Consider the following 23792-nt stretch of genomic DNA (forward strand, 5'->3'; position numbering starts at 1 on the left):
TCAGGACATCCCGGGGACGAATTGGATGATCAGGTCGATCAGCTTGATCCCGATGAACGGGGCCACGATCCCTCCGAGTCCGTAGACATAGAGGTTGCGGCTCAACAATTTTGACGCGCTGCTCGGCCTGTACCGCACACCCCGCAGTGACAGCGGGATCAGCGCCACGATGATGATCGCGTTGAAGATCACCGCCGACAGGATCGCCGATTCCGGGCTGTGCAAGCGCATCACGTTCAACATGTCCAGGCCCGGGAACAGGGTGACGAACATGGCTGGAATGATCGCGAAGTACTTGGCGATGTCGTTGGCGATGGAGAAGGTGGTCAGCGCGCCGCGGGTGATCAGCAGTTGCTTGCCGATTTCGACGATCTCGATCAGCTTGGTGGGATCGGAGTCGAGATCGACCATGTTCCCGGCCTCTTTGGCGGCCGACGTCCCGGTATTCATCGCCACACCCACATCGGCCTGGGCCAGCGCCGGCGCGTCGTTGGTGCCGTCACCGGTCATCGCGACCAGCTTGCCGCCTGCCTGTTCCCGCTTGATCAGCGCGAGCTTGTCCTCGGGGGTGGCTTCGGCGAGGAAATCGTCAACCCCGGCCTCGTCGGCAATCGCGCTGGCGGTCAACGGGTTATCGCCGGTGATCATCACGGTGCGGATGCCCATCCGGCGCATCTCGTCGAACCGCTCGCGCATACCCTGTTTGACGACGTCCTTGAGGTGGATGACGCCGAGGACGGCCGCTTCGCCACCACGGCATTCGCCGACGACCAGGGGGGTGCCGCCGCCTGCCGACACACCGTCGACGATCTCCCCGAGTTGCCTGGGCACCTTACCGCCCTGAGTGCGTACCCATTCCGCGACCGAACTCGCCGCGCCCTTACGCAACTGGTGATCGTCGACGTCGACACCGGACATCCGCGTGGCGGCCGAGAACGTCACCCAGTGTGCGTGGGCGAGTTCACCCGGGGTGCGTGCCCGTAACCCGAAGTGCTCCTTGGCGAATACGACGACCGAACGGCCTTCCGGTGTTTCGTCGGCGAGGCTGGACAATTGCGCGGCGTCGGCCAGTTCCTCCGGCGAGACTCCGTCGACCGGGATGAAGGCGGCGGCCTGGCGGTTGCCCAGTGTGATGGTGCCGGTCTTGTCCAGCAGCAGGGTGTTCACGTCGCCGGCCGCCTCCACCGCCCGTCCGGACATCGCCAGCACGTTGCGCTGCACCAGTCGGTCCATGCCGGCGATGCCGATGGCCGACAGCAGTGCCCCGATGGTGGTGGGGATCAGGCACACCAGCAGCGACACCATGACGATGCCGGTGACTCCACTTCCGTTGAGCGCCTCGGTGTCTGGCACGCCCGGATTGTCCAGCTTCGAGTAGATCGCCAAGGGCTGCAGGGTCGCGACGGCGAAGATGAAGATGATCGTCAACGCGGCCAGCAGGATGTTGAGCGCGATCTCGTTCGGTGTTTTCTGCCGTTTGGCGCCCTCGACGAGCGCGATCATCCGGTCGATGAAGCTTTCACCGGGCTTCTGAGTGATCTTGACGATGATGCGGTCGCTCAGCACGGTGGTGCCGCCGGTGACCGCCGAGCGGTCGCCGCCGGACTCCCGGATCACCGGAGCTGACTCGCCCGTGATCGCCGACTCATCCACGGAGGCAATGCCTTCCACCACGTCACCGTCGCCCGGGATCACCTGCCCCGCCTCGACAGCGACGATGTCGCCCTGTTGCAGCAGAGGGGCGGCGACTTCTTCTTCGACCAGGGGTGAGCCGGGCGTCCAGCCGGTGAGGCGCCGCGCCATGGTCTGGGTCTTGGCCTTGCGCAATGTCTCGGCCTGGGCCTTGCCACGGCCTTCGGCGACCGCCTCGGCGAGGTTCGCGAAGACGACCGTCAGCCACAACCACACCACGATCAGCCAGGCGAACCAGGTCGGTTCAGTGACCGCCAGCACGGTGGCCCAGACGGCGCCGACTTCGACGATCAACATCACCGGGTTGCGCCACAGCGTGCGCGGATCGAGTTTGCTCAGCGCCTGCGGAGCCGACTTCCACAGCATCGCCGGATTGAGCACGCCGCCCGCCATCCGCTTGGTGTCCGCGGTCATCAATGAATTCCTTCAGCGAGGGGCCCGAGCGCGAGCATGGGCAGAAACGTAAGGGCGACGAGGATCAAGGTGACGCCGGCGACCATGCCGACGAACTGTGGCCGGTGGGTGGGCAGGGTTCCCGCCGATTCCGGTGTGGTGCCTTGTCTGGCCAGCGACCCGGCCAGAGCGAGCACCACCACGATGGGCAGGAACCGGCCGAACAGCATGGCCAGCCCGAGTGCGGTGTTGTACCAGTCGGTGTTGACGCTGAGCCCGGCGAAGGCCGACCCGTTGTTGTTGGCGGCGGAGGTGAATGCGTACAGGATCTCCGAGAGTCCGTGCGGCCCACCGTTGAGCATGCCGGCCCGTTCGCCCGGCAGCGCCATGGCTATCGCGGTGCCGGTCAGCACGATCAGCGGCGTTACCAGGAAATAGCTTGCGGCCAGCTTGATTTCGCGCGGATTGATTTTCTTGCCCAGGTATTCCGGGGTCCGGCCGACCATCAGCCCGGCCACGAAGACAGTGATCAACGCGAGGATCAACATGCCGTACAGGCCCGAACCGGTGCCACCGGGCGCGACCTCGCCGAGCTGCATGTTGAACATCGTCATCATGCCGCCCAGGCTGGTGTAGGAGTCGTGGAACGAGTCGACGGCGCCGGTGGAGGTGAGCGTGGTGGCATCGGCGAAGACGGCCGAGTCCGCGACGCCGAACCGCTGCTCGACGCCCTCGGTGGCCGCGCCGAGCGCGGTCGGGACGGTGCCGTGGTGCTGCAGCTGGAACCACATCATCAGCGACACGCTGATGCCGGCCAGCGTCGTCATGACCGCCGCAATCGCGTAACCCTGCTTCTTGCTGCCGACCATCCGTCCGAAGGTGCGGGGCAGCGAGAAGCTGACCACCAGCAGCAGGAAGATCTCCAGCCAGTTCGTCCATGCGGCGGGGTTCTCGAACGGGTGGGAGGAGTTGGCGTTATAGAAGCCACCGCCGTTGGTGCCCAGCTCTTTGATGGCTTCCTGACTGGCCACCGGGCCGCCGGTGATCCTCTGCTGGGCGCCGCCCAGGGTGGTCACCACTTGGTCGTGCAGGTGGAAGTTCTGGATGGCCCCACCCGCGATGAGGAGGATGGCGGCGACGACGGCGATGGGCAGCAGGATGCGCAAGGTGCCGCGCACCAGATCGACCCAGAAGTTGCCCAGTTCGCCGGTGCGGGTCCGGGCGAACCCGCGCACCAGCGCGATTGCCACCGCCATGCCAACGGCTGCCGAGACGAAGTTCTGGACCGTCAGGCCCGCCATCTGGACCAGGTGGCCTTGCGTGGACTCGCCGGAGTAGGCCTGCCAGTTGGTGTTGGTGACGAAGCTGACCGCGGTGTTCCAGGCCAGCGCCGGCGTCATCTTCGTGGCGGGGTCGTGCAGGTGCAGCGGCAACCCGCCCTGCACCAGCTGCAAGGCGAACAGGAACAGGATGCTGATCGAGGAGAATGCCAGCACGCTTCGTGCGTAAGCGCCCCACGCCTGTTCCGAGCGTGCATCGACGCCGATGAGGCGGTAGATCCATGACTCGACCCGTAAGTCGTTGTCCGAGGCGTAGACCCGGTACATGTAGTCGCCGAGAGGCACGTGGACCAACGCCAGCGCCACGACGAGAACGACGAGGAAGATGATCCCGGCGGTCGTGGTGCCCACTAGAACCTCTCTGGAAACAGCAGTGCGCCAACCATGAACAGCGCGAGAAGGACGGCCAGCACCAGGCCGACGATGTTCTGGTAACTCACAGTCGCTCGACCAACTTCTGCACCATGCCCAGCACGGCGAATACCGCCACCGTGAGCACGGCAAATGTCAACACGCCCATCATGTCTCCGTTCGGCGCCTGTTATCGCATACGAAACGGCCTCGTCGAGTCAGCCCCCTGGCGCAGTGCTCGAAAGGCAAGGTCAGCCTGACGCTAACCGCGCCCTCGCAGCTAGGGCCTTTGGTTGACACTTTCCTAACGGCATCGGGGTGTGCCTTTACGCTTTCTTTACGCCCCGGGATACCTGTGACGGCCGCCATGGTGGCCGGTGGAAGATCGTGTAAAGATTCGCGGTTGCGCCGTATGGAATCCGTTCGGAACCGAGCGATTGTCGTCGTCCCGGAGTACATCGAAAGGATGACCAACACGCGGCACCGAGTCATCGAACCGGTTCCACTGCAACCGATTAACGAGACAACGCCGAGATGGCCGGTCCGTGCTCGCCTGCACGGCGGCGGCCTCCGGTGGGGCTCGTTCGACGCGGTGGTCGGTCAGTACGGCGTCCGTCGTTATCGACTGACGATCTACCCACCGGGCACAGGTATCAATGACCGGTTTGCGGCGAGGCTGTGGCGGGGCTGGCCTATCGGTGGCGCGGCGCTGATCGTGTTGGCGGAAATGCTGCTCGGCGATGTGCTGGCGTCAGCGGGCACCGTGCTGGCGACCGCGGCGGCCGTCTACGTCGGCACCGGTGCGGTGCTGTTGGTTCGGGGTGGCCCCGCCCGCGTGCCGGTCAGGTCGATGACCGTCGTGGTGATGCCCAAAAGTGTTGATGTGCAGGAGCTATGCCGTTACACGTATTGGCGGGCACTGGTCGACATACTGACTGACGCCGACCATCGGCTGGCGTGCGGCGATATCTGCGCAGTGCAGCATGAAGCGATCTGGTGGGAGGCCTACGACCGGCTGGGGGAGTGGTCACGCCCGTCGGCCGCAGGCCTCGGCTAGGACGACGCCGGACGTTTGATCATCGGGATTCGGACGCGAAAGACCGTTTCTCCGTTCGCGGATTCGGCGCAGACCGTCCCTCCGTGCGCCTTGACGATCGAGTTGACGATCGCCAGACCAAGCCCGTGGCCGGCGCCGTTGGAGCGGGCCTTGTCGGCCCGCACGAAGCGCTCGAACAACCTCGGTAGGACGTCGGGGTCGATGTCGGGTCCGTCGTCAGTCACCGTCAATTCCACGTAGGGCGCGCTCGGACCGTCGGGGATTGGGGAATTGTGACAGGTGATGCCCGTGGTCACCGTGACGTCCGGGGGAGTGTGTACCCAGGCGTTGGTGAGCAGGTTGCTGACGGCCTGATGGAGTCGGGCGTGGTCTCCGGTGACCCACACCGGTTGATCCGGCAGCTTTTTGACCCACTGATGCGTGGGCGCCGCGACTGCCGCGTCGTTGACCGCGTTCATCACCAGGTTGGTGAAGTCCAGGTCTTCGGACTGCAGATCCTGACCTTCGCCGAGGCGGGAGAGCAGCAGCAACTCGTCGACCAGCGACGCCATTCGCCGCGCCTCGGACTCGATGCGCGCCAGGGCGTATTCGGTGGTCGGCGGCAGCGCCGAGCTGTCCTGGCGAGTCAACTCGGCATAACCCTGAATTGCCGCCAACGGTGTGCGCAGTTCGTGACTGGCGTCGGTGATGAATTGCCGCATGCGCAAATCGGATTCGACACGGTGTGCCAGCGCGCTGTCGACGTTGTCGAGAAGTTTGTTGAGGGTGTGACCGACGATTCCGACCTCGTTGTCGGGGTCGGTGTCTTCGCGCCGGACCCGCACGCTGATCTTGTGGTCTTCGTCGGCCAGTGGCATGGCGGCGACCTCCGCGGCGGTCGCCGCGACCCGGCTCAGCGGGCGCAGGGCGTAACCCACCACCCAGGCGGTGAGCGCGGCCGTGATGACCAGCGCGGTGGCCACCAGCAGCGTGGTGGTGAGTTGTTTGCGGGCGATGATCTGATCGGCGAGACTCAGCGAAACGCCGACCACCAGACGGTCGGATCCGGCGGTGCGGCTGTCTACCTGGTGCGGGCCCAGGCTGCCCAGGTTCTCGATACGCGACGGGCCGTCGGTCCACGACTGTGCTTCGATGGCGCGGACGACGTCCGATGGTGCGGGTCGCGGTTCATCCTCGGAAAACACCGCTGAGGCAACGACTTTGCCGTCGCGGACCACCGCGATGAGGTTTCCGGGCGTTTGCCCGGTGAACTCCAGCAGAGCCTGGGAGACGGGCGGAATGCCGTTATGGACCGAGGTGTGTTCGCCGTTGCGGTATCTGCCGTAGGCGTGCGTGAACGCATGCATGGATTCGGCGACTTCGGCGTCGTTCATCGCGGTGACATAGCCACGCAGGGTCAGCACCGAGACGACCCCGACGGCCACCAGGACCAGTGTCACCACCGTGAGAACGCCCAGCAAAAGCTGTCGGCGCAAGGAACGGGGGAGCCATCGCGGGATCTGGCGGTCCCCCGTCATACCAAGCTCATTCCGGTGGTCGGAGCATGTATCCAATGCCACGGACGGTGTGGATCATCGGCTCTCGGTCGGCGTCGATCTTCTTCCTCAGGTAGGAAATGTACAGGTCGACGATGCTGGTGCGGCCGGCGAAGTCGTAGTTCCACACGCGGTCCAGGATCTCGGTGCGGCTGAGCGCGCGGCGCGGGTTGCGCATCAGGAACCGGAGCAGTTCGAACTCCGTCGACGACAGCGACATCGGGGTGCCGCCGCGGGTGACCTCACGGCTGGCCGCGTCCAGTTTCAGGTCGCCCACCTTGAGGGACTCGTCGGCGGGCGGCGCCAGATGGCTGGAGCGCCGCAGCAGGCCGCGTAGCCGGGCGACCAGTTCCTCGAGGCTGAACGGCTTCGTCATGTAGTCGTCTGCGCCCGCGGTGAGACCGGTGACCCGGTCCATCACCGAGTCCCGTGCGGTGAGGAACAGGGTGGGAGTGTAGGACTCTGATTCCCGGACCCGCTGCAGGATCTGCAAGCCGTCCACGTCGGGCAGCATGATGTCCAGGACCAGCACGTCGGGATTGATTCGGTCGAATTTGGCGATGGCCTCGCGCCCGTTGTGGGCGATCTCGACGTCCCAGCCCTCGTAGTGCAGCGCCATCTTGACCAGATTGGTCAGGGCGGGTTCGTCGTCTACCAGCAACACTCGGATCGGTGAACCGTCAGCCCGGTTGATCCGGGGCAGCTGGCCCAGGATCGCCTGGCGTGGACGTTGGCTGCGCGCATATCCCTGCATTGCGGTCATATTGGACCATTCTTTCAACCACACATATGGTTGTCACGGTCTTCATAGATATCTCAAATGTAATGGTACCGGGCAACGGTACCCATTCGTCTGCCAAGCGGGATGAGGCGGCCTCCGGCCCCCGCTCGCAGGCGTTGGCCGTGGCCATCAAAAATGCTGTAGCACAAGTGGATTAGCCGCTCTGGGGCACGAGGTGGCACGCACCGGGAGGCGGCGCCCGTTAAAGGCCGGAGCAAACCAGGCTTGGCCGGTGCACGTTACGCCCTGTGTAAGGGGCGCGGTGACCGCCGGGGTCCGTGCCCGGACGTCTGACGACCTTTGTGTGCTTATGGCGTGATGCGCTGCGGGGAGGCCCGCGGCGGCGGTGCGAGCGGTCATCGACCATCAAAACAGTGCCCGTCGGCAAACAACGGGCGGGTCGCGCAGGTGGCACTTAAACGACGTGGCCGCACACCTGGTGGTGTGCGGCCACGCCGTCGGTCAAGACGTAGATCAGGCCCAGCTGGACCCGACTGCGCTGTCCGTCTGCGCCATGTTGTTACCGGCGCTCTGGACCTTCTGGCCGTGGGCGTTGGCCTGCTCGTAGATCACCTGGAAGTTGCGGCCCAACTGGGCGATGAACTCCTGGCAAGCCACCGAACCGGCGCCGCCCCAGAAGTCACCGGCAGCCAGCACATCGCGAACGATGGCCTGGTGCTCGGCCTCGAGGTTGGCGGCCTGGGCGCGGATGAGCGCGCCGTGGGCGTCGACGTCGCCGAACTGGTAATTGATCGTCATTTTCCAAGTTCCTTTCTTAGGTCCCTTGCTTAGCTGCTGAGGATCTGCTGGGAGGCTTGCTCTTGCTGCTCGTAGTTGTTCGCGTCGCGGATCAGTCCGTCGCGAACGCCGTGCAGCATGTTGACGATGTTGCGGAACGCCGTGTTCATCTGGCCCATGGTGTCCAGCGAGGTGGCCGAGGCCAGACCGCTCCAGCCGGCGCCGGAGATGTTCTGCGAGGACGCCCACATGCGACGGGCCTCGTCCTCAACGGTCTGGGCGTGGGTCTCGAAACGACCCGCCATGTCGCGCATGGCGTGCGGGTCAGTCATGAAACGCGTTGTCATATTTCGTCTCCTATCTCGATGTTGATGATGCGTGTCCTAGCCGTCCAGCGGTAGACACTACGGCTAGGCGGCTATTTGATGGCCTAAACGAGTGACTTGTCCCCCTTTTTATTTGGCGTCACACAACGACCTGCTTGGGCATGACGATCGGCTTGAAGCCGTACCGCGGACCGGCGTAGGCGCCGGCGCCCTTGGCGGCTGCGGCCATGCCGGGCATGCCGGCCATCATTCCCGGAGCCGCGCCTTCCTCGGGGACGGTCCAGCCGCTGCCCGCCAACGCCGTTCCGGCTGCTGCCTCGACCGCCGGGGTGGCGCCCGCCCAGCTGGCCGGCACCGACAGGCTTCCGACCAGAGAGGCCTCGCCGAGGGTGGCTGCCGCGCCCGCGGCTCCCACCTCGCTGGCCAGCCCTGCGGCCGCGCCCTCGGCCGCGGCTGCCGCCGGGGCCGCCGCCTCCGCGGCTGCGGCCGCGATGTTGGCGTCGATGGTGTGAGCGGCGAAGATGCCGTTCGGGATGGCGGCGAACATGAACCACGACGCCGTGACACCGACCTGCTGGATGCCGTTGAAGATGAACGGCGTACCGAGGAAGCCGTCCAGCGCAGTGAGGAAGTCCTGGACAGGAACCGGCAGGGCGTTCCACAGGCCGGTGCCGATGGACGAGGTGCCCAGCGCGAGGTTGCTCAGCTCGGACTGCAGGCCAGTGACGATGTCGCCCAGCGACGCGGCGGGTCCGACCGCCTGGGCAGCCGCCACAGCCGCGGCTTGGGCGCCGGCACCGCCGGGGTTGGCGCTCGGTGTCGCCGGAGTTATCGGCTCGAGAACCGCTGCTGCCGCTGCGCTGGCCTGGTAGGTCGTCATCGCGACGACGTCCTGAACCCACATCTCCATGTACTGCGCCTCGGTCGCCATGATCGCGGGGGTGTTGATGCCCAGGAAGTTGGTGGCGACGAGCGCGGCCAGTAGAGCCCGGTTGGCCGCAATCACCGGCGGGGGCACCGTCGCGGTGAATGCCGCCTCGTAGGCGGCCGCGGAGGCGGCGGCCTGGATACCGGCCTGCTCCAAGGCCGTTGCCGTGGTGGTCAACCATTGCACATTCTGCTGAGCAGCTGCGGCCGCTGATGTCGATCCGGCGCCGGTCCACTGTTCGGTAGTCAGTGTCGTAATGATCGACTCGTACTGGGCCGCCGCGGTGCTCACCTCCGCGGCCAAGTTGTTGTAGGCCGCGGCCGCCGCCATGAGCGGTCCGGCTCCCGCGCCGCTGTACATGAGTCCGGAGTTGATCTCAGGGGGAAAACCTGCGTAAGACATCTTCTATCCCGTTTCTGTCGGCTTGTTGGTGGTAGCTGGTGGGTGCGTCGGCTTAGACGGCCGTCAGCTTGGGCATAACGATGGGTTTCACGCCGTAGCGCGGTGCGCCGAAGCCTGCACTGTTACGCGCGGCCGAGGCCAGGCCCGGAACGCCGGGATAGATGCCACCGGCTGCGGCGGCCGGGGCCGCAGTGAAGCCGGCGCCGGAAAGCGCGCTGGGAGCGGTGCTGGACACCAGTGTGGTTCCGGCAGCCCAGCTCGGCGGGGCCGACATCGCGCCGATCAGCGTCGAGTTGCCCACGCTGGCCGCCACCGGGCCGACCGCGCCACCGGCGCCGGTCAGGCCGCCCTCGATCGCGGCACCCTCGATTGCCGCGTCCGCGGCGATATCCTCGGGGACACCGAAACCCTCCGGGAACAGGCCACCGCTGGTCAGACCCAACATGTTCGACGAGGCCGAGGCGAAGTTGCCGATTTCGTAGCTCGCGATGTTGGCCATGTTGCTCGACGGGTTAAGCGGCTGACCGCCGAAGCTGGTAACCGGACCACCCAGCAGCGTGGCGACCTGGGTAATGAAGTCGTCGACCGGGGAAGAGGCTGCCGGTGCTGCCGCGGCGGCGGACGCACCGTCAGTCAGGGTGGCCGCGGCCGCGTTCGCCGCCTCGGAAGACTCGTAGGTGCCGCTGCTGAGGCCCAGGGTCTGCACAAACTGCTCTTGCAAGGCCTGGGCTTCTGCGGCGATCTGCTGATACAGCGCGCCGTAAGCGGTGAAGATCCCCGATTGCATGATCGAGACCTGGTCAGCGGCCGCGGGAGCGATCGCGGTGGTCGGGGCTGCAGCACCTGCGTTCTGCGCCGCGAGTGCACTGCCGATTGCTCCCAGCTGGGCCGCCGCGGCGGCCAATTCTGCGGGCACTGCTGTCAGAAATGACATCTATTGCTCCTTTGATGTGAAGACATGACGACCGCTGAATCCCCTGGTCGTCCCTGTGTGTTTGCGTACCGGCCCCTGTGCGTTGGCGTAACGCTAACTAGCCCGAGCTCCACAGTTATGGTCGAAAAGCGCAGGGTGACGGACGTTTACGGCTTCTTAACGAGGGCGCTCGCAGTTTTAACAAGCTCTTGGCGGGCGATACGGCCGCGTCATCTGACCGACGGGGTCCTAGGGCCTCTGAGGGCGCGCGGCGCGCGATCCTACATAGGAAGCGGCCCGCGCGCACGCTAGCGTTTCGGGGGTATGCGACGTCACAGATCTGGCCTGCGCAGGCTAGATTCGCCGCCGGGCCCCCATAGCCCAATTGGCAGAGGCAGCGGACTTAAAATCCGCCAAGTGTCGGTTCGAGTCCGACTGGGGGCACCAGAAACCGCAGGTGAACGCGGTGCATGGTGCTCTCCTAGCCCGATGATCCGGTCTCGGTGTCACCGGATGTCACAACTCGACTAAAACTGCTCCCGGCGGCCTTCAGCGCATCGTCTTGGCTATGCGCGTAAACCGTCAGCGTGAATGCTGCGCTTGCGTGCCCTAACCACGCCGCGATCACCGCGATGGGCACACCACGTAGGTGCATCAATGTCCCGCAGGTGTGACGGGCATCATGCAGCCGTACCCGGTCGATCTTCAATCCGTCGAGCATCTTGCCCCACCGCCAATAGATCAGATTGGGATGGTAAGGATGGCCGGTCTCGTCGCAGGCGACGTGTTCACCGGGTCCGTACCCTTCGCCGAAGGCCAGCCGTTCCTCCAGTTGGCGTTTACGCGCCGTCTTCAGCACGTCCACCACCTCATCGGGCAGGGGCAGTATCCGGCGGCTGGCTTTGGACTTCGGGGTACCGGTAACGATCGTCTTGCCGATATTGATCCGGTTCTCGCTGACGCGCAGATGCTTGGGCGGAAGTGCTTCCTCACCTTCACCAACCGGCTTCTCGGTGAGGTTCACGTTGCACCACCGAAGCCCGGCGATCTCGCCCCGCCGTAGCCCGTAGAGGGCCAAAGTCCACACGTGCCGGTCACGGCAGTCGTGATCGAGGACGGCGAACATCTCTTTTTCGGTTAGCGTGCGGAACTTCTGGGGGTCACCGGCTATCCGGTCCACGAGACGGGCGACATTGCGCACCACGTTGCCCTGCTTCACCTGGTCGTCAAGCATGGCAGTTGTCAGGTACAGCAGATAGTTGACGCTTCGCGGTGTCCACTTCTTATGGCCGTCGACTTCACCGCGCCGCAACTGACCCACAAGGGTGTCGAGATCGGTCTTGGATAGCTTCTGGACTTCGATGTGGCCGAGTGTGTCGCGTAGCGCCTGCAGCTTCGACCGGTGTCCGGCCAAGGTGGATTGCTTCAGCGAGTGCTTCGATTGCAGCCACGCCTCGCAGGCTTGGTCCACTGTCAGGCGGCTGGAGTGGACGTAAGTGCCTGCCGTGACGCCGCCTTGTACTTTGGCGAGTTCGTCGCGTGCGGCCTTCTCCGTCGTGAATCGGCGGCGGATCTGGCGGCGCTTGCCGGTCTCCGGATCGGGAGCGACATCGACAGTGAGTTGGTATCGGGTGACTTCCTTGGCGGTGCGGCGATCTTTGATCTCCGTCTTTCGGATCTGCGGCGGTAGCTGCTGTCGCTTGCTCATAGCCGTTTCTGGCCCTTCTTTGCGACTGGCGAGAGTAATCCCACTTCACTGCACCGCGCGGCCCATCGGCCCGCCGTTCGGGTGGACATACCCAACGCTTGACTGATTGCGACATTCGGCGCATCGGGGTTCGCTTTGTACAGCTCGGCTACGCGCTCGAGTAGTGCGCGGTCATTGGGGTCGCGCCGCCGCCGCTGCAACCGCTCAACCGATTTCATCTGTTGTGGTGTGGCAGGGCCGTGGGCAAGGGTTCGGCGAACTCGGCCTGGCGCCGGCGTGTGTTCAACCTGGCGCGCGCATGCCGCGACTATCGCGTTAACCCACTGCTCGATGCGGATCAACTTTAAGTGCTTGTCGCGCACCGGACTTGCCTCGTCGGCGTCGAGCTCAAGATAGGTGCATTCGGGCACGCCATCGACTAGTTCAATGCCCATCGTCAGCCAGGGCTGAGGGCCGCCGCCTGATTGGAATAAGATCTTGCGCGGAATCGCCTGCGCACCAACGTATTCGTCGTTATCCGGGCGATATGTCGCCTTACCGATCGACAGATCGACGATTATCTGGACCGAGCCCCTTCCCAGATCGAATGGCACGGACACCCTCTCGTCTTCTGGTATGCCACCAAAAGTTCTTGTGGCTTTCTAGATATTGCTCTATGGCGTTCTTACTGTCAAGCGTATGACAACCCGAACATGGGCTGTCACTTGCGGACAAGGCGGTTCAAGGAGAGCCCATGACGACAGAGCAGTGCAAACCCCGACTCATTCCAATTCCCGCAGTGCAGAACGATCTTGGCGGAATCAGCCGCACCACGGTCTACGAACTTATCGGCAGCGGAGAACTGACGCGGATCAACATTGGCCGGCGCAGCTTCGTTACCGAGGAATCGATTACGGCATACCTGGGCCGTCTCAGTGCGGCAGCGAAGGCGGTCACGGCGTGAACCGCCACCGAAGTCACAGCGGGAGTGCGGGACCACCATCCCCTGTAGACGGCGGCGGCGCCGGAGCCACACCCGACGCCACGCCCGAGAGTTCAGACATCACCAGCACTCTCACCGGCGATCCTACCAACGAACGTCAACAAAGGGTTGACGTGTTGGTTGGCCTGCGCGATCGCCGTGAGCACGCACTGCGCACCGAGGGCGGCGATCCCGACTACCCCGGCGATCGGCGCTATCACCGGCCGTCGAGCGGGCTGCGGGCGAGCGGTTTTCGGTGCGGGTTCGCCTGCGGCGGTACGGACGCACTTCGGCGAATCTGGCCCTATATCGCCGCCGAGCATCGCGGTGACGTGGCTCGCATTGCCGCCGACTATCAGGGCGGTGACCGATGAACCCCGAGATCGACGACTTCTGGTCCGCCAGGCCGATCCTGCAACACGTGCTTACCCTGGCGCGTGCTCGCGGGGTGGGACCTTGGGCTGTGCTCGGAGCCGCGATGGCAAGAGCGATCGCCACGATTCCGCCTGAAGTCGCTCTACCCGGGATCGTGGGCTCGCGCATGTCATTGAACCTGTTCGTCGCCTTGGTCGGACCCAGCGGGGGCGGCAAGGGAGCAGCCGAAGCGACGGCTTTGGAGGGCTTCTCGCTGCCGCACGTGGACATCGTGGCCCTGGGTTCCGGTGAAGGCGTTAGCCGCACGTTCCGTCCGATCGGAACCAAACCGGACGACCCGAATCCCGTGACCTCCGCGATCTTCTCCGCAGCCGAGATCGACACCGTCGCCGCGATAGCCAGCCGCCAGGGCTCCACCCTCAGCGCCGAGTTACGCAAGTTGTACAGCGGAGAACAACTCGGCTTCGCCAATGCTGGCAAAGAAACCCGAAACGTCGTGGCCGCTGGCTCTTACCGGGCGTGCCTGACCATAGGCGTGCAGCCGCTGCGATCGCATGCCCTTCTCGGTGCAAGCGACGGCGGCCTACCGCAGCGGTTCGTGTGGTTACCTGTCAGCGATCCCGACGCCCCCGACGCTCCGCCAGCTGATCCCGGCAAGTGGAAGATCGCGCGGCCGTCGTGGCTGCGCGCTGTCGGAAGCGCGATTGACTTGGCGGTGCCTGATGCGGCCGCGAACGCGATCCGCGCTCATCGGCGGGCTGTGCTCCGCGAAGATCCGAAGGTCGATCCCCTCGACGGGCATCTGATGCTGACGCGGTTGAAGGTCGCCGCTGGCTTGATGGCGATCGACGGCCGCACCGTCATTGGAGACGCCGACTGGCGCTTGGCGGGCTACATCATGGATGTTTCCAACTGGACCCGCGAACGGTGCCGGCGCACGCTGATCGAACAGTCACGCACCGCCAACACCGCTCGTGCGTTGGCCGCGGCCGACCGGGAAGAGATCATCTCCGACCGGAAACTTCAGCGCTGCAAGGACGGCATCCTCCGAACACTGTCGCGCAGGCAAAGCGGATATCCGACACCGCACCACCAGCTAAGGCGCAGCCTCAAGTCAGACGTTCGGGACTACTTCGACGCTGCCACGACCGAGCTGGCCGCCGAAGAGCGCATCTACCAAGTGCGCACCCCTAAAGGCATCGCCTATACAGGTCCACCCGTGGACCACCCGTCCACCCCCTCTGAGCTGCTTAAACATGGGGTGGACCACACGTCCACGGTGGACCACCACACGGCACCCCGCAGACGGCAACGAACTAGAGGCGGATTCCGGATCGACCCCGAAACACCTAACAGAGAGGAATCATCCCGATGACCAATCACCCAAACTGCCCGCCACCCGAAGCCTGGAACTGGGCCAAGGACGGGTCGTGGATCTTTTGCGCCCACAGCGACGACTTCATCCCGATCTATGCGCAGGGCGGCCCGGCCGCCGAACCGCGAATCATCGCCGCCTACACGCCCCAGCAAGCCGCCGGGTTGGCGATCGGTCTGCTGCGTGCCATAGGCGAGCTGGACGAGCATCGGCAGCTCATCGAGGCTGTTAACGACGCGTTCCCCGATGACCTTGATTAAGGTTCGCCGGGAATGTCGGTGCCGCGCGGTAAGATCGCTTTCACGCGGCAGCTCACCCGCCGCCCGGCCATTGTCAGGCAAGCGGGGACCGTGGGGCCACTGTTCCACCGCTGCGCGATTCACCGGGCCATTGCCCGGTCGCGCCATTGCGCACCTCGTCATCGAAACCCTGTAGCAATCCCCCCATGCGGGGGGCGCTGCTAATCCCTATCCAGATAAGGACATTCACCAATGGACACACCCGAAGAACTCGCCGCACGCCATACCACTAAGGAGCTCGACGAACAGCTCGGTGTCATCGTTACGCGCGTGCAGGACATCGAGCAGCGCTGCTACGCACAGCAGCGAGACATTTCGACCCGCGAGCAGGGCATCATCGAATCGTCACTACGCCAGGCCAAAACGCTCAAGCGGGCCGTGGAGTTGCGCGAGCAGACCGAGGCCGCCGAAGCCGACGAACGCCGCGCCCAGCGCGAAACCCAGGAACGCTGTGCCCTGATCGGCCGCGCAATAGACGAGCACCGATCGGCCCTGGCTTCCCCAGCGGTCCCAACTTTATTGGTGTCCCACGAACACCTTGGGCAGCATGCGGCTGCATTGCGAGACGGCCGCCCCTTCGGAGCTGTCGAGATGCGCGCGCGGGTCACCGCGGCCGCCGATCTGGGGTCAGCCGGCGCCTGGCATGCAGGTATGCCGAACGAGCCGCGACACCTGATCCGCTTCGCCGGTATACCTGTGAGCCCACTGACCGGGCGCACCGCCCAGGTTCCCGCCTACACCGGACCAACCGCGGCGGCTGGCGTCGACGAGTCCACCAACCACGGTGAATACGACGACATCGCCCCGCTGAGCCTGACCGCGCTGCGGTACGGCCGGTGGACCGCAGTGTCGTCCTTGGCCAACGTCGTTGACGACCTGGCGGGAATCAACCGGATGCACGCCTGGGGCATCGCAAAGGATCTCGATGGGGTTGCCGTGGCCGCCGTCGAAACAGCCGCCGGAACACCCGGCGATGGCGGCGACGATCTCGAACTCGCGGTGCGCCAAGCGATCCTGACGGTGGCGGCCGGAACCTACAGCGACGAGGCCACCTTGGTCGTCGTGGGCACCCCGGCCACGGTCGCCTTGCTCGGCGGAACCACACCCACCGACGCCGCCGACCTGGGATCGGTGCCCGTGCGGTTCAACGGGGCACGGCTGTACCCGACGGTGGCGGCCACCGACGGCCAGTTGACCGTGTTCGCGCCCGGCAGCTTCCGCTGTTTCCAGAGCCAGTTGCAATCGGCATCACTGATCGATCCAAGCTCCGGTGAACACAAGTTCGGTCAGTGGCTGCACTCCACCGGGGTCGCCGAGCAGATCGCCGGATCGGCGGTCGCCGTCGACCTTGGCGGCTCGTAGCACGTCAGGGGGAAAAAGTGCGCGGACACAAGCTCACAACGACTCAGCGTGGCTACGGGTGGCGCCATCAGAAAGCCCGCCAGAAACTCAAGCCCATCGTCGAAGCCGGTCAAGTCGTCTGCTGGCGCTGCAACGAACCCATCCAACCCTGGGAGCATTGGGATCTCGGGCACGACGACGAACACCGCGACCACTACCGCGGCCCCGAACACAGCGAATGCAACCGCGGCAAACGCAAACGACGCGGCGCAGCCCGCGAGAGAGCGCCCGCACTGAGATTCTTCGACGTATGAAAAACGTTGCAGCACAATGCAATTCTTTGATGCCGGCTCATTTCCTGACCTCGGGTCAGGTCGTCTCTTTCCCCGCGACCCGAAACGGTTCCAATGTGTGTGCCCGCAATGCAATTCATCGTCGGGCGAGGTCCATCAAAATGCCTGTGTTTCAAGCGATTTCGGCCGATAGGGGTTGATGGTGGCGAAGTCTCAGGTTCCGGCGCCGCCGAGGGGTACCGGGCGCAGTGGTGCCCGGCTATGGCGCGACGTGCTGGGGAAGTACGAGCTTGAAGAGCACGAAACGGCGCTGCTGATCGAGGCGTGCCGCACGGTCGACCAGCTCGACGGGCTGCACGCCATTCTTGAACGGGAGGGTCTGGTGGTTGAGGGTCCGCACGGCAGCAAGGCGCATCCGGCGTTGACGGCGGCGCAGCAGTTGCGGATTACTTTGGCGCGAATCGTGAGCGCGTTGCGGCTGCCGGCGGGTGAGGAGGACGAGCGGGCCGGGACGCGTCGTCCACAACGCCGGGTTGGTGTTCGCGGGGTCTACGGCTTCCCGACAGGGATCGCGTAATGCGTCGGCGGGTGGACGATTCGGCACCGACGGTCGATCTGCTGGTGTTCGACGGCCGGGAGTTCGGGACGGCGCAGGCGTGGGAGGCTGCTTTCTATGCCTGGCATGAGGCGCGTGACAATTGGGTGGCGCGACATCCCAGTAGCGAGCTGCCGCAGCAGGTGCTGTCCAACTGCCCTTGGGATCCAGGCGCGATCTAAATTTGGAAGCTGCTTTGGGGGGCCAACGTCCTTGATCTGCGGCAGACCGGCGGGGAATTATCAGACACATGCCGGAAGAATGTCCCGAAAATGTGGTCCCGATCCGCTCCGTCGTAAAGGCTGTTGATCGTGGTCGACGTGAGTTGTTGTTGGCGATTCGGGATCGGCTCATCCAGGCGATAGATGAAAACGACCCACGCTGTACGGCCGATGTCCTTCAAGACCTGACTGCGGAACTCCACAGAGTCGAAAAAGATTTGGCTGATCTTGATGCCGACGAATAAGAGAAGCGGCCCACCGGGAAGGTGGGCCGCTGTCGCTTGGGTGGGGATTAGTCGCTGCGCAGCTCGCGTTCGACGTCTTTAGGGCTCATCCCGTACGCCACGAGGCAGTTGGTGCTGTCAGCAAGTGCATAAGGTCCGTATTGCGCGTGCCAGCGACTGCGTGGTGAGTAGTTGATGAGCCGCAAGCCTTCGGCGCGTGCGCGGCTCCGGAGCTGAGATTGAGATTTCATGGCAGATCCTCTTCGGGTCGATTACAAAAGGGTTCGGTCCCCGCGCCATGCCATGAAGATTGCCGCATCAGCATAGCGCGCTCCCACGCTTAACCCCTCGGTGTCACGACGCTGTCACAACTCACGTGCAACAACACCCTCCTGCCGCTGGCGGGCGCACACGGACAAGGGTGGGCATTGGCGGGCTATCTCCGCTGTTCAGCAGCAAATTAGGGGATTGGTCCCTTTTTGCGGGGCGAACACCGGCGGGCACCCGGGGATGCCTGTCGCCGGACTTAAAATCCGCCAAGTGTCGGTTCGAGTCCGACTGGGGGCACAGTGTTTGTGCTGGTTGCCGCCGCGCCGGGCGGCACGTCATCGAGGTAAAGGCCGCTTCTTCGTGCCGATCGTTCGGGTCATTGTCCGTCGGCATCGCGGTCGCACGGACCGACTCCAACTCCGTCAGTCCCAAATTGAGGGTTTTGTGGCCGTAACAAGGCGGCACGCGAGGTCCTGGCTGAATCAGCATGGACGTCAGACAAACCGTGGACGGAAGAGGCGGAGCCGATGTCCGAAGTCATTGCTGGGGCGGAGATCCCTGAGACCGCGGCGGTCGCCGAGGCCACCCGGCGCGTCTGTGACGACACCAGCCCGCACTCTCGCCGCGTCTTCTTTTTCGCGCAGCTCCACGCCCAGAACCGGGGCCCTGAACCCGGATCCCGAGTTGCTCTACCTCGCCGCGATGTTTCACGATACCGGCCTGAACAGTCCTTTCTCGGACGTAGAGCAGCGCTTTGAGGTTGATGGCGCGAATCGGGGCCGCGCATTCTTGCTCGAACTCGGATTCTCCAGCGCCGCAGCCGACACCGTGTGGACCGCCATCGCCCTCCACACCACCCCAGGCATCCCGAACACATGGTCCGGAGATCGCCGCCACCAATCTCGGCGTGCTCACCGACGTCATCGGTCTCGGGCTTGACCGGCTCGACGCGGACCGGCTCGACTACATCCTCGCCGTTCACCCGCGAGGTGACTTCAAGAACGAGTTTCTCAGCGCATACTTCGACGGACAATCGACCTCAGGTTGCTCTCGCGCTGCTACCCGCGGTACGAGGTCACGCGGGCCGCGCGACACAAGCACGGGTGTCGATCAGTCCGAGCAGGCCCCACTCGCTCAATGAGGCAGCTCGACGTCCATCTCCACCAAGACGCGGCGTAGCAGCTTGCCGGTCGCGTTCCTGGGTAGCTCCTCGACGAATACCACGTCGCGGGGCACCTTGTGGCGCGCGAGGTTGTTCTTCACGTACTGCTTTATCTCCGCCGGATCCCGCGCGGCGCCCGGCTCGGAAACGATGAAGGCGCGCAACCGCTTTCCGAACTCGACGTCATCGACACCCACCACCGCCACTTCGGCGATGTCTGACCGCTCCTCGAGCAGATTCTCCACCTCCTGCGGGAAGACATTCTCCCCGCCCGAGACGATCATGTCGTCGTCGCGGCCGTCGACGAAAAGCAGGCCCTGCTCGGTGAAATGGCCCATGTCGCCGCTGGACATATAGCCGTCGATGATCTGTTTGTTGCGCCCATCGGTGTAGCCGGAAAACGGGGCGCCATTGCGGACGAAAATCCGCCCGCGACGATTCGGGCCTGTCACGCGTTGGTCGTGTTCGTCATACAGCACCACCTCGCAGGTCACCGGAGCGCGGCCGGCGGTGCCTGGCGCGGCGCGAAGCTCGGCTGGGGTGGCGACGGTCGCGATGGCGCATTCCGTCGAGCCGTACATGTTGTAGAGGACGTCACCGAAGGTGTCCTGCGCCCGCGACGACAGCTCGGGGCTCAGCGCCGAGCCGGCAACCAGGATCACCTTCAAAGACGAGGTGTCGTGCTGCGCGATGACGTCGGGCGGGAGTTCGACCATCCTGTGCAGCATCGTCGGGACCGCGACCAGCATGTCGGCCCGGTGCTCGGCGATGAGCTTGAGCGTGAGCTCCGGCTTGAACCGCCTGGCGGTGACCACCTTGTTGCCCAGCGCGGCGCCCACGGTGTACGTGGCCCATCCGGTGCTGTGAAAAATCGGCGAAACGATGACCATGGTTCCCTTGCGCGGGAAAGGAATTCGGTCGATGATCTGTGCCGTCGCGAGGGGATTGACCGAGTCGCGGGGCGCGCCCTTGGGTAGGCCGGTGGTGCCGCTGGTGAGAATCACGGACCCACCCGATTTAGCCGGTGGCGGCAGGGGATCGGTGCGGTTCGCCGCGACGATGTCATCGAGGGTCTGCGCACCCGTCGGCACCTCGGCGCCCTGGTCGACCCAGACCAGCACCCTCGGCAGCTCGGGAGGCAGGGCGTCGAGCAGCCCGAGGAACTCGCTGTCGTGCAGCACCACACTCACACCCTCGCGCTGGCACACTTCGGCGAACTGCGGCTTGGCGAATCCGGTGTTCATCAGCACGAGGCGGGCTCCGAGTTTGCCGCACGCGGCCATCGCGATGACCAGGCCGCGGTGGTCGCGACACAGTAACCCCACGACGGAGCCCGCCGCGACGCCACGAGACTTCAAACCATGAGCCAGCGCCCAGGACTGGTGGTCGACCTGCTCGTACGTCAACGCCCCGCGCTCGTCGACGATCGCCGGCAACGTCGCATACTTGCGGCCGGCCAGGATCGTCATGGTCGCCTGCGGACCGTAGACGCCGGAAAGCTTCGCAGCTTGAACCGTCGACTTCAGGTCTCGCACGTCGAGGATGCCTGATTCGGCGAGTCGCTTCACAGCGCGCGCTGACTCGCCGATGCGCAGCAGCTTCTGCTGAATGCCGGTCAGTGCGGTAGCCATCGGTCCTCCTTGGCGGCAAGTTCGAGGAGAAAGGTAGCAGTCGAGTCGTCTGTGGGAGCCGCGGACAAGCTCCGCTATCGCCCGGGCGGGGCCAACCGGTAAATCGCCCCCGCGTCGTCGTCGCTGACGTACACCGCGCCGTCCGGCCCGACGACCGCCGCAACCGGGCGGCCCCATCGGGACCCGTCCTCGGCCTGGAAGCCCCCGACCAGAGTCTGCTGGTCGCCTAACGCGCCATCCCGCCAGGGAAAGAAGGACACCTCCGGGGCCCGCGGCGGCTTGCGGTTCCACGAACCGTGGATGCCGACCAGCGCGCCGTCGGCGTACGGCCCCGGCAACACACCCGTCGTAAATGCCAGACCTAACGGCGCCGAATGGGCGCCCATGCTCTGCTCAACCGGCGGCAGGGCCCGGCAGTCCATTAAGGATCCGTCCTTGTTGGTCGACATGTCGCGGACGAACGGCAGGTTGGCCGGTCCTCCGTCGGGATTGCAATAGGGCCAACCCAATTCGCGTCCGGGAGTCAAACGCGCCAGCGACTCCGGCGGATGGTCGTTGACATAGCCGACGTCGACCTGGCCGTCCGGGTCGGGCGTGTTGTCGCGATTGTTGACCGCGGTCCACAACGAGCCGTCCGGCGCGACGGCCAGGCCTGTTCCGTTGCGCACGCCCGTCGAGAACGGCTCGGCTGGGCCGCCGCCGGGCGGGATCCGCATGATCGTCGCCCTGGGCGGGCTCGCCGTGCGGTCCTGCGGCGAGATGTTGGCCGTCGAACCGATCGAGAAATAGACCGCGCCGTCGGGGCCGACGGCCACGCTCTTCAGCGCATGCGCGTACGCGCCGTGCAGGTCGGGACTGCGCGCGTCGGGTAGGCCGGCGGCGACGGTCCGGCCGTTGATCGCCCTTCCGCCGGTGTAGTCGTACGCGTCGATCCGGTTGCTTTCGGCGACGTACAGCGTCGACCCCGCGAACGTCATGCCGTGCGGTTGGTCGAGCCCTTCGAGCAGCGGGCCCGGCGCCGCGCCGGGTGTCACCTTGACGATCTGACCGCGGCTCGGCACCGACACCAGCAGGGCGCCATCGGGCGTCCAGGTTGCCAAGCGCGCCTTCGGGATTCGCGCCCACACCGATATCGTCCAGCCGTCGGGGATGAGCGCCCGTCGTGGTTGGTCGAGCGGTGCCTGCGCCAGGTCGGCGCCGACGCTGACGGGAGCGGACACTAGCCTGCCCGGTACTGCCGCGGGCGGCGCAGGGGACGACTGCGGCGACGGGGTCGAGCACGCGGCCAACAGGAGGATGCCGACCAGGGCGGCGGCGACTACGTCACGGGGAGGGGAAATTCGCACGCGGTGACGCATACCCGGCACAGCAGCGGGCAACGCAGTCTTGTGCACGGTGAGACACTCACCTCATGGCCGATAGTGCTGCGGAGCGCGGCCGAATTGCCGAACGGCGCCTAGAGGAACTGGCGGCTCAGCTCCGTGACCTGACGCGTGAGGGGCATTCGTCCACGGAATCCCTCGCGGCGGCTCGTGCCCATGCCAGGGAATCGCTGCAACGTTCGGTCGAGGCTCATCGTGCGGCTGCGAGGCGGCACCTGGAAGCGGCTTTGGTGCACGAAGAAGCGGCCTCCGTTCACGAGCGGGCGGCCGCGGATGGCATCGGTGACGTCGAGGAGCATGTCCGCGCGGCGGCCCACCACCGTGAGGCCGCTGAGGCTGACCGGCAGGCGGCGCTGCGGGACGACGCCGCGGCCGACGCCGACGAGTAGCCGCGGCGGTCTTGGCGGCAACTCCTGAACCCGGGCTACGCTCCGGGATATGCATAGCCAGCACGGGCGACGTGTGGAAACCCGGCCCCCGGGTACCCCGGCGGCCATATGACTACAGCACGGACACAACCGGATCAGCGCGACCTCGACGGAATCCGGCGGATCGTCGACGCCATCTCCGAGGCGTTCGCCGCCAAGATCGTCGGGCAACAGGAGTTGCGGGAATCGCTGCTGATCGGACTGTTATCGGGCGGCCACGTCTTGCTGGAAAGCGTCCCCGGGCTAGCCAAGACCACCGCCGCCAAGGTGCTCGCCGAATCGATTCGCGGCCGCTTCCAACGCATCCAATGCACCCCTGACCTGCTGCCCAGCGACATCATCGGCACCCAGATCTACGACTCGTCGACCAATTCGTTCGTCACCCAACTGGGCCCCGTGCACGCCAACATCGTGCTGCTCGACGAGATCAACCGGTCCAGCGCCAAGACTCAGAGCGCGATGCTCGAGGCGATGGAGGAGCGGCAGACCACGATCGCGGGTCAGGTGCACACGCTCACCGACCCTTTCCTGGTCATCGCCACGCAGAACCCCGTCGACCAGGAAGGCACCTACCCGCTGTCGGAGGCGCAGACCGATCGGTTCCTGCTCAAGGAGATCGTGCGTTACCCCTCTCCCGAGGAAGAGGTGGAAGTGATGGCGCGGATCGACGCCGGCGTCTACGACACCCGACGACCGGCCGCGCCCGTCGTCAGCCTCGATGACGTACTACGCCTGCAGGACGTGGTGCGCCACGTCTACATGGACCGGGCGCTGATGCTCTACGCCAGCCAACTGGTGGACGTGACCCGCCACCCCGGCCGGGCGCTGCCCAAGCAAACCGCGCGCCTGGTCGAGTACGGTGCCAGCCCGCGCGCCACGATCGCCTTCTGCAAGGCGGCACGGGCGCTGGCGGTGCTGTCCGGGCGGGCACACGTAGTCCCAGAGGACATCGCCGAGCTCGCGCACCGGGTGCTGCGGCACCGGCTCATCCTCGGGTTCGAGGCGGCCAGTGCCAACGTCACTCCCGAGACCGTGATCGACGCCGCCCTGCGCGCCGTCCGGGTGCCCTGA

General features: G+C 65.3%; 25 protein-coding genes and 2 tRNA genes. 14 read left to right on the forward strand and 13 right to left on the reverse strand.

The features are described 5' to 3' along the window. Genes kdpB through ACNQS7_RS26065 form a run of 3 tightly spaced genes read right to left on the reverse strand, consistent with a single transcriptional unit; the run spans nt 1 to nt 3865 of the window. Nucleotides 1–2106 carry a potassium-transporting ATPase subunit KdpB gene (gene kdpB / locus ACNQS7_RS26055; RefSeq protein ID WP_418014803.1) on the reverse strand — a complete coding sequence of 702 codons (2106 nt, stop codon included), beginning with the start codon at nt 2104–2106 and terminating at the stop codon, nt 1–3. Then, complete coding sequence (gene kdpA, locus ACNQS7_RS26060; RefSeq protein ID WP_418014804.1) at nt 2106–3776, reverse strand: potassium-transporting ATPase subunit KdpA; 1671 nt, start codon at nt 3774–3776, stop codon at nt 2106–2108. The genes kdpB and kdpA overlap by 1 nt, the downstream gene beginning before the upstream one ends. Beyond that, nucleotides 3776–3865, reverse strand: coding sequence for a potassium-transporting ATPase subunit F (locus ACNQS7_RS26065; RefSeq protein ID WP_156452856.1), 90 nt, complete (start codon nt 3863–3865; stop codon nt 3776–3778). Before ACNQS7_RS26065 ends, kdpA begins: the two co-directional genes overlap by 1 nt. A 377-nt stretch (nt 3866–4242) precedes the next feature. Between ACNQS7_RS26065 and ACNQS7_RS26070 the strand changes: the two genes are divergently transcribed. Then, nucleotides 4243–4833: a DUF6611 family protein gene (locus tag ACNQS7_RS26070; RefSeq protein ID WP_418014805.1), complete on the forward strand. Its 591-nt coding sequence runs from the start codon at nt 4243–4245 to the stop codon at nt 4831–4833. Here ACNQS7_RS26070 and ACNQS7_RS26075 read toward each other — a convergent pair. From ACNQS7_RS26075 to ACNQS7_RS26100, 6 genes are all read right to left on the reverse strand, one after another. Further along, nucleotides 4830–6350 (reverse strand): sensor histidine kinase, encoded by a 1521-nt coding sequence (locus ACNQS7_RS26075; RefSeq protein WP_418014806.1) that lies wholly within the window; start codon nt 6348–6350, stop codon nt 4830–4832. The two genes, ACNQS7_RS26070 and ACNQS7_RS26075, sit on opposite strands and share 4 nt — an antisense overlap. Before the next feature lie 7 nt (nt 6351–6357). Next, entirely contained in the window at nt 6358–7131 is a 774-nt protein-coding gene (locus ACNQS7_RS26080; RefSeq protein WP_055581208.1) for a response regulator transcription factor, read from the reverse strand. Between the two features lie 492 nt (nt 7132–7623). Further along, nucleotides 7624–7908, reverse strand: a complete 285-nt coding sequence (locus tag ACNQS7_RS26085; protein ID WP_065142966.1) for a WXG100 family type VII secretion target — start codon at nt 7906–7908, stop codon at nt 7624–7626. Between the two features lie 29 nt (nt 7909–7937). Then, nucleotides 7938–8234: a WXG100 family type VII secretion target gene (locus ACNQS7_RS26090; protein ID WP_055581207.1), complete on the reverse strand. Its 297-nt coding sequence runs from the start codon at nt 8232–8234 to the stop codon at nt 7938–7940. A 118-nt stretch (nt 8235–8352) separates the two neighbouring features. Then, the gene (locus ACNQS7_RS26095; protein WP_418014807.1) at nt 8353–9543 is read right to left on the reverse strand and encodes a PPE family protein, SVP subgroup; all 1191 of its coding nucleotides are present in this window, start codon (nt 9541–9543) and stop codon (nt 8353–8355) included. Between the two features lie 52 nt (nt 9544–9595). Then, complete coding sequence (locus tag ACNQS7_RS26100) at nt 9596–10477, reverse strand: PPE family protein, SVP subgroup (protein ID WP_418014808.1); 882 nt, start codon at nt 10475–10477, stop codon at nt 9596–9598. Nucleotides 10478–10826: 349 nt separating this feature from the next. Between ACNQS7_RS26100 and ACNQS7_RS26105 the strand changes: the two genes are divergently transcribed. Beyond that, nucleotides 10827–10903, forward strand: a tRNA-Leu gene (locus ACNQS7_RS26105). Between the two features lie 34 nt (nt 10904–10937). Here ACNQS7_RS26105 and ACNQS7_RS26110 read toward each other — a convergent pair. Together ACNQS7_RS26110 and ACNQS7_RS26115 are read right to left on the reverse strand one after the other, a co-directional pair. Continuing rightward, complete coding sequence (locus ACNQS7_RS26110; protein WP_418014809.1) at nt 10938–12164, reverse strand: tyrosine-type recombinase/integrase; 1227 nt, start codon at nt 12162–12164, stop codon at nt 10938–10940. Beyond that, nucleotides 12161–12757 (reverse strand): hypothetical protein, encoded by a 597-nt coding sequence (locus tag ACNQS7_RS26115; RefSeq protein ID WP_418014810.1) that lies wholly within the window; start codon nt 12755–12757, stop codon nt 12161–12163. Before ACNQS7_RS26115 ends, ACNQS7_RS26110 begins: the two co-directional genes overlap by 4 nt. 140 nt (nt 12758–12897) lie before the next feature. Between ACNQS7_RS26115 and ACNQS7_RS26120 the strand changes: the two genes are divergently transcribed. The 10 genes from ACNQS7_RS26120 to ACNQS7_RS26165 all read left to right on the forward strand — a co-directional run bounded on the left by ACNQS7_RS26120 (nt 12898) and on the right by ACNQS7_RS26165 (nt 19057). Next, the gene (locus ACNQS7_RS26120) at nt 12898–13107 is read left to right on the forward strand and encodes a helix-turn-helix domain-containing protein (RefSeq protein WP_418014811.1); all 210 of its coding nucleotides are present in this window, start codon (nt 12898–12900) and stop codon (nt 13105–13107) included. After that, a complete protein-coding gene (locus ACNQS7_RS26125) occupies nt 13104–13499 on the forward strand; it encodes a hypothetical protein (protein ID WP_418014812.1) in 396 nt (131 codons plus the stop codon). The genes ACNQS7_RS26120 and ACNQS7_RS26125 overlap by 4 nt, the downstream gene beginning before the upstream one ends. After that, entirely contained in the window at nt 13496–14875 is a 1380-nt protein-coding gene (locus tag ACNQS7_RS26130; RefSeq protein ID WP_418014813.1) for a hypothetical protein, read from the forward strand. Before ACNQS7_RS26125 ends, ACNQS7_RS26130 begins: the two co-directional genes overlap by 4 nt. After that, nucleotides 14872–15135 (forward strand): hypothetical protein, encoded by a 264-nt coding sequence (locus ACNQS7_RS26135; protein WP_418014814.1) that lies wholly within the window; start codon nt 14872–14874, stop codon nt 15133–15135. The genes ACNQS7_RS26130 and ACNQS7_RS26135 overlap by 4 nt, the downstream gene beginning before the upstream one ends. A gap of 231 nt (nt 15136–15366) precedes the next feature. Continuing rightward, a complete protein-coding gene (locus ACNQS7_RS26140; RefSeq protein WP_418014815.1) occupies nt 15367–16536 on the forward strand; it encodes a hypothetical protein in 1170 nt (389 codons plus the stop codon). A gap of 17 nt (nt 16537–16553) precedes the next feature. Then, nucleotides 16554–16829, forward strand: coding sequence for a hypothetical protein (locus ACNQS7_RS26145; protein ID WP_418014816.1), 276 nt, complete (start codon nt 16554–16556; stop codon nt 16827–16829). A gap of 181 nt (nt 16830–17010) precedes the next feature. Then, entirely contained in the window at nt 17011–17385 is a 375-nt protein-coding gene (locus ACNQS7_RS26150; protein WP_418014817.1) for a terminase, read from the forward strand. Continuing rightward, a complete protein-coding gene (locus ACNQS7_RS26155; protein ID WP_418014818.1) occupies nt 17385–17585 on the forward strand; it encodes a hypothetical protein in 201 nt (66 codons plus the stop codon). The genes ACNQS7_RS26150 and ACNQS7_RS26155 overlap by 1 nt, the downstream gene beginning before the upstream one ends. Before the next feature lie 763 nt (nt 17586–18348). Further along, nucleotides 18349–18415 (forward strand) — tRNA-Leu (locus ACNQS7_RS26160). 405 nt (nt 18416–18820) lie between these two features. Next, entirely contained in the window at nt 18821–19057 is a 237-nt protein-coding gene (locus tag ACNQS7_RS26165) for a hypothetical protein (protein WP_418016154.1), read from the forward strand. 195 nt (nt 19058–19252) lie between these two features. On the opposite strand, the gene ACNQS7_RS26170 is transcribed toward ACNQS7_RS26165, so the two are convergent. Both ACNQS7_RS26170 and ACNQS7_RS26175 read right to left on the reverse strand, forming a co-directional pair. Further along, nucleotides 19253–20911 (reverse strand): acyl-CoA synthetase, encoded by a 1659-nt coding sequence (locus ACNQS7_RS26170; RefSeq protein ID WP_418014819.1) that lies wholly within the window; start codon nt 20909–20911, stop codon nt 19253–19255. 74 nt (nt 20912–20985) lie between these two features. After that, nucleotides 20986–22257, reverse strand: coding sequence for a PQQ-dependent sugar dehydrogenase (locus tag ACNQS7_RS26175; RefSeq protein WP_418014820.1), 1272 nt, complete (start codon nt 22255–22257; stop codon nt 20986–20988). A gap of 65 nt (nt 22258–22322) precedes the next feature. Between ACNQS7_RS26175 and ACNQS7_RS26180 the strand changes: the two genes are divergently transcribed. After that, nucleotides 22323–22682 carry a hypothetical protein gene (locus ACNQS7_RS26180; RefSeq protein ID WP_418014821.1) on the forward strand — a complete coding sequence of 120 codons (360 nt, stop codon included), beginning with the start codon at nt 22323–22325 and terminating at the stop codon, nt 22680–22682. Between the two features lie 108 nt (nt 22683–22790). Then, nucleotides 22791–23792, forward strand: a complete 1002-nt coding sequence (locus tag ACNQS7_RS26185; RefSeq protein ID WP_418014822.1) for an AAA family ATPase — start codon at nt 22791–22793, stop codon at nt 23790–23792.

Origin of the sequence: Mycobacterium sp. 23, assembly GCF_048287075.1 — a bacterium.
Taxonomy (GTDB): Bacteria; Actinomycetota; Actinomycetes; order Mycobacteriales; family Mycobacteriaceae; genus Mycobacterium; species Mycobacterium gordonae_B.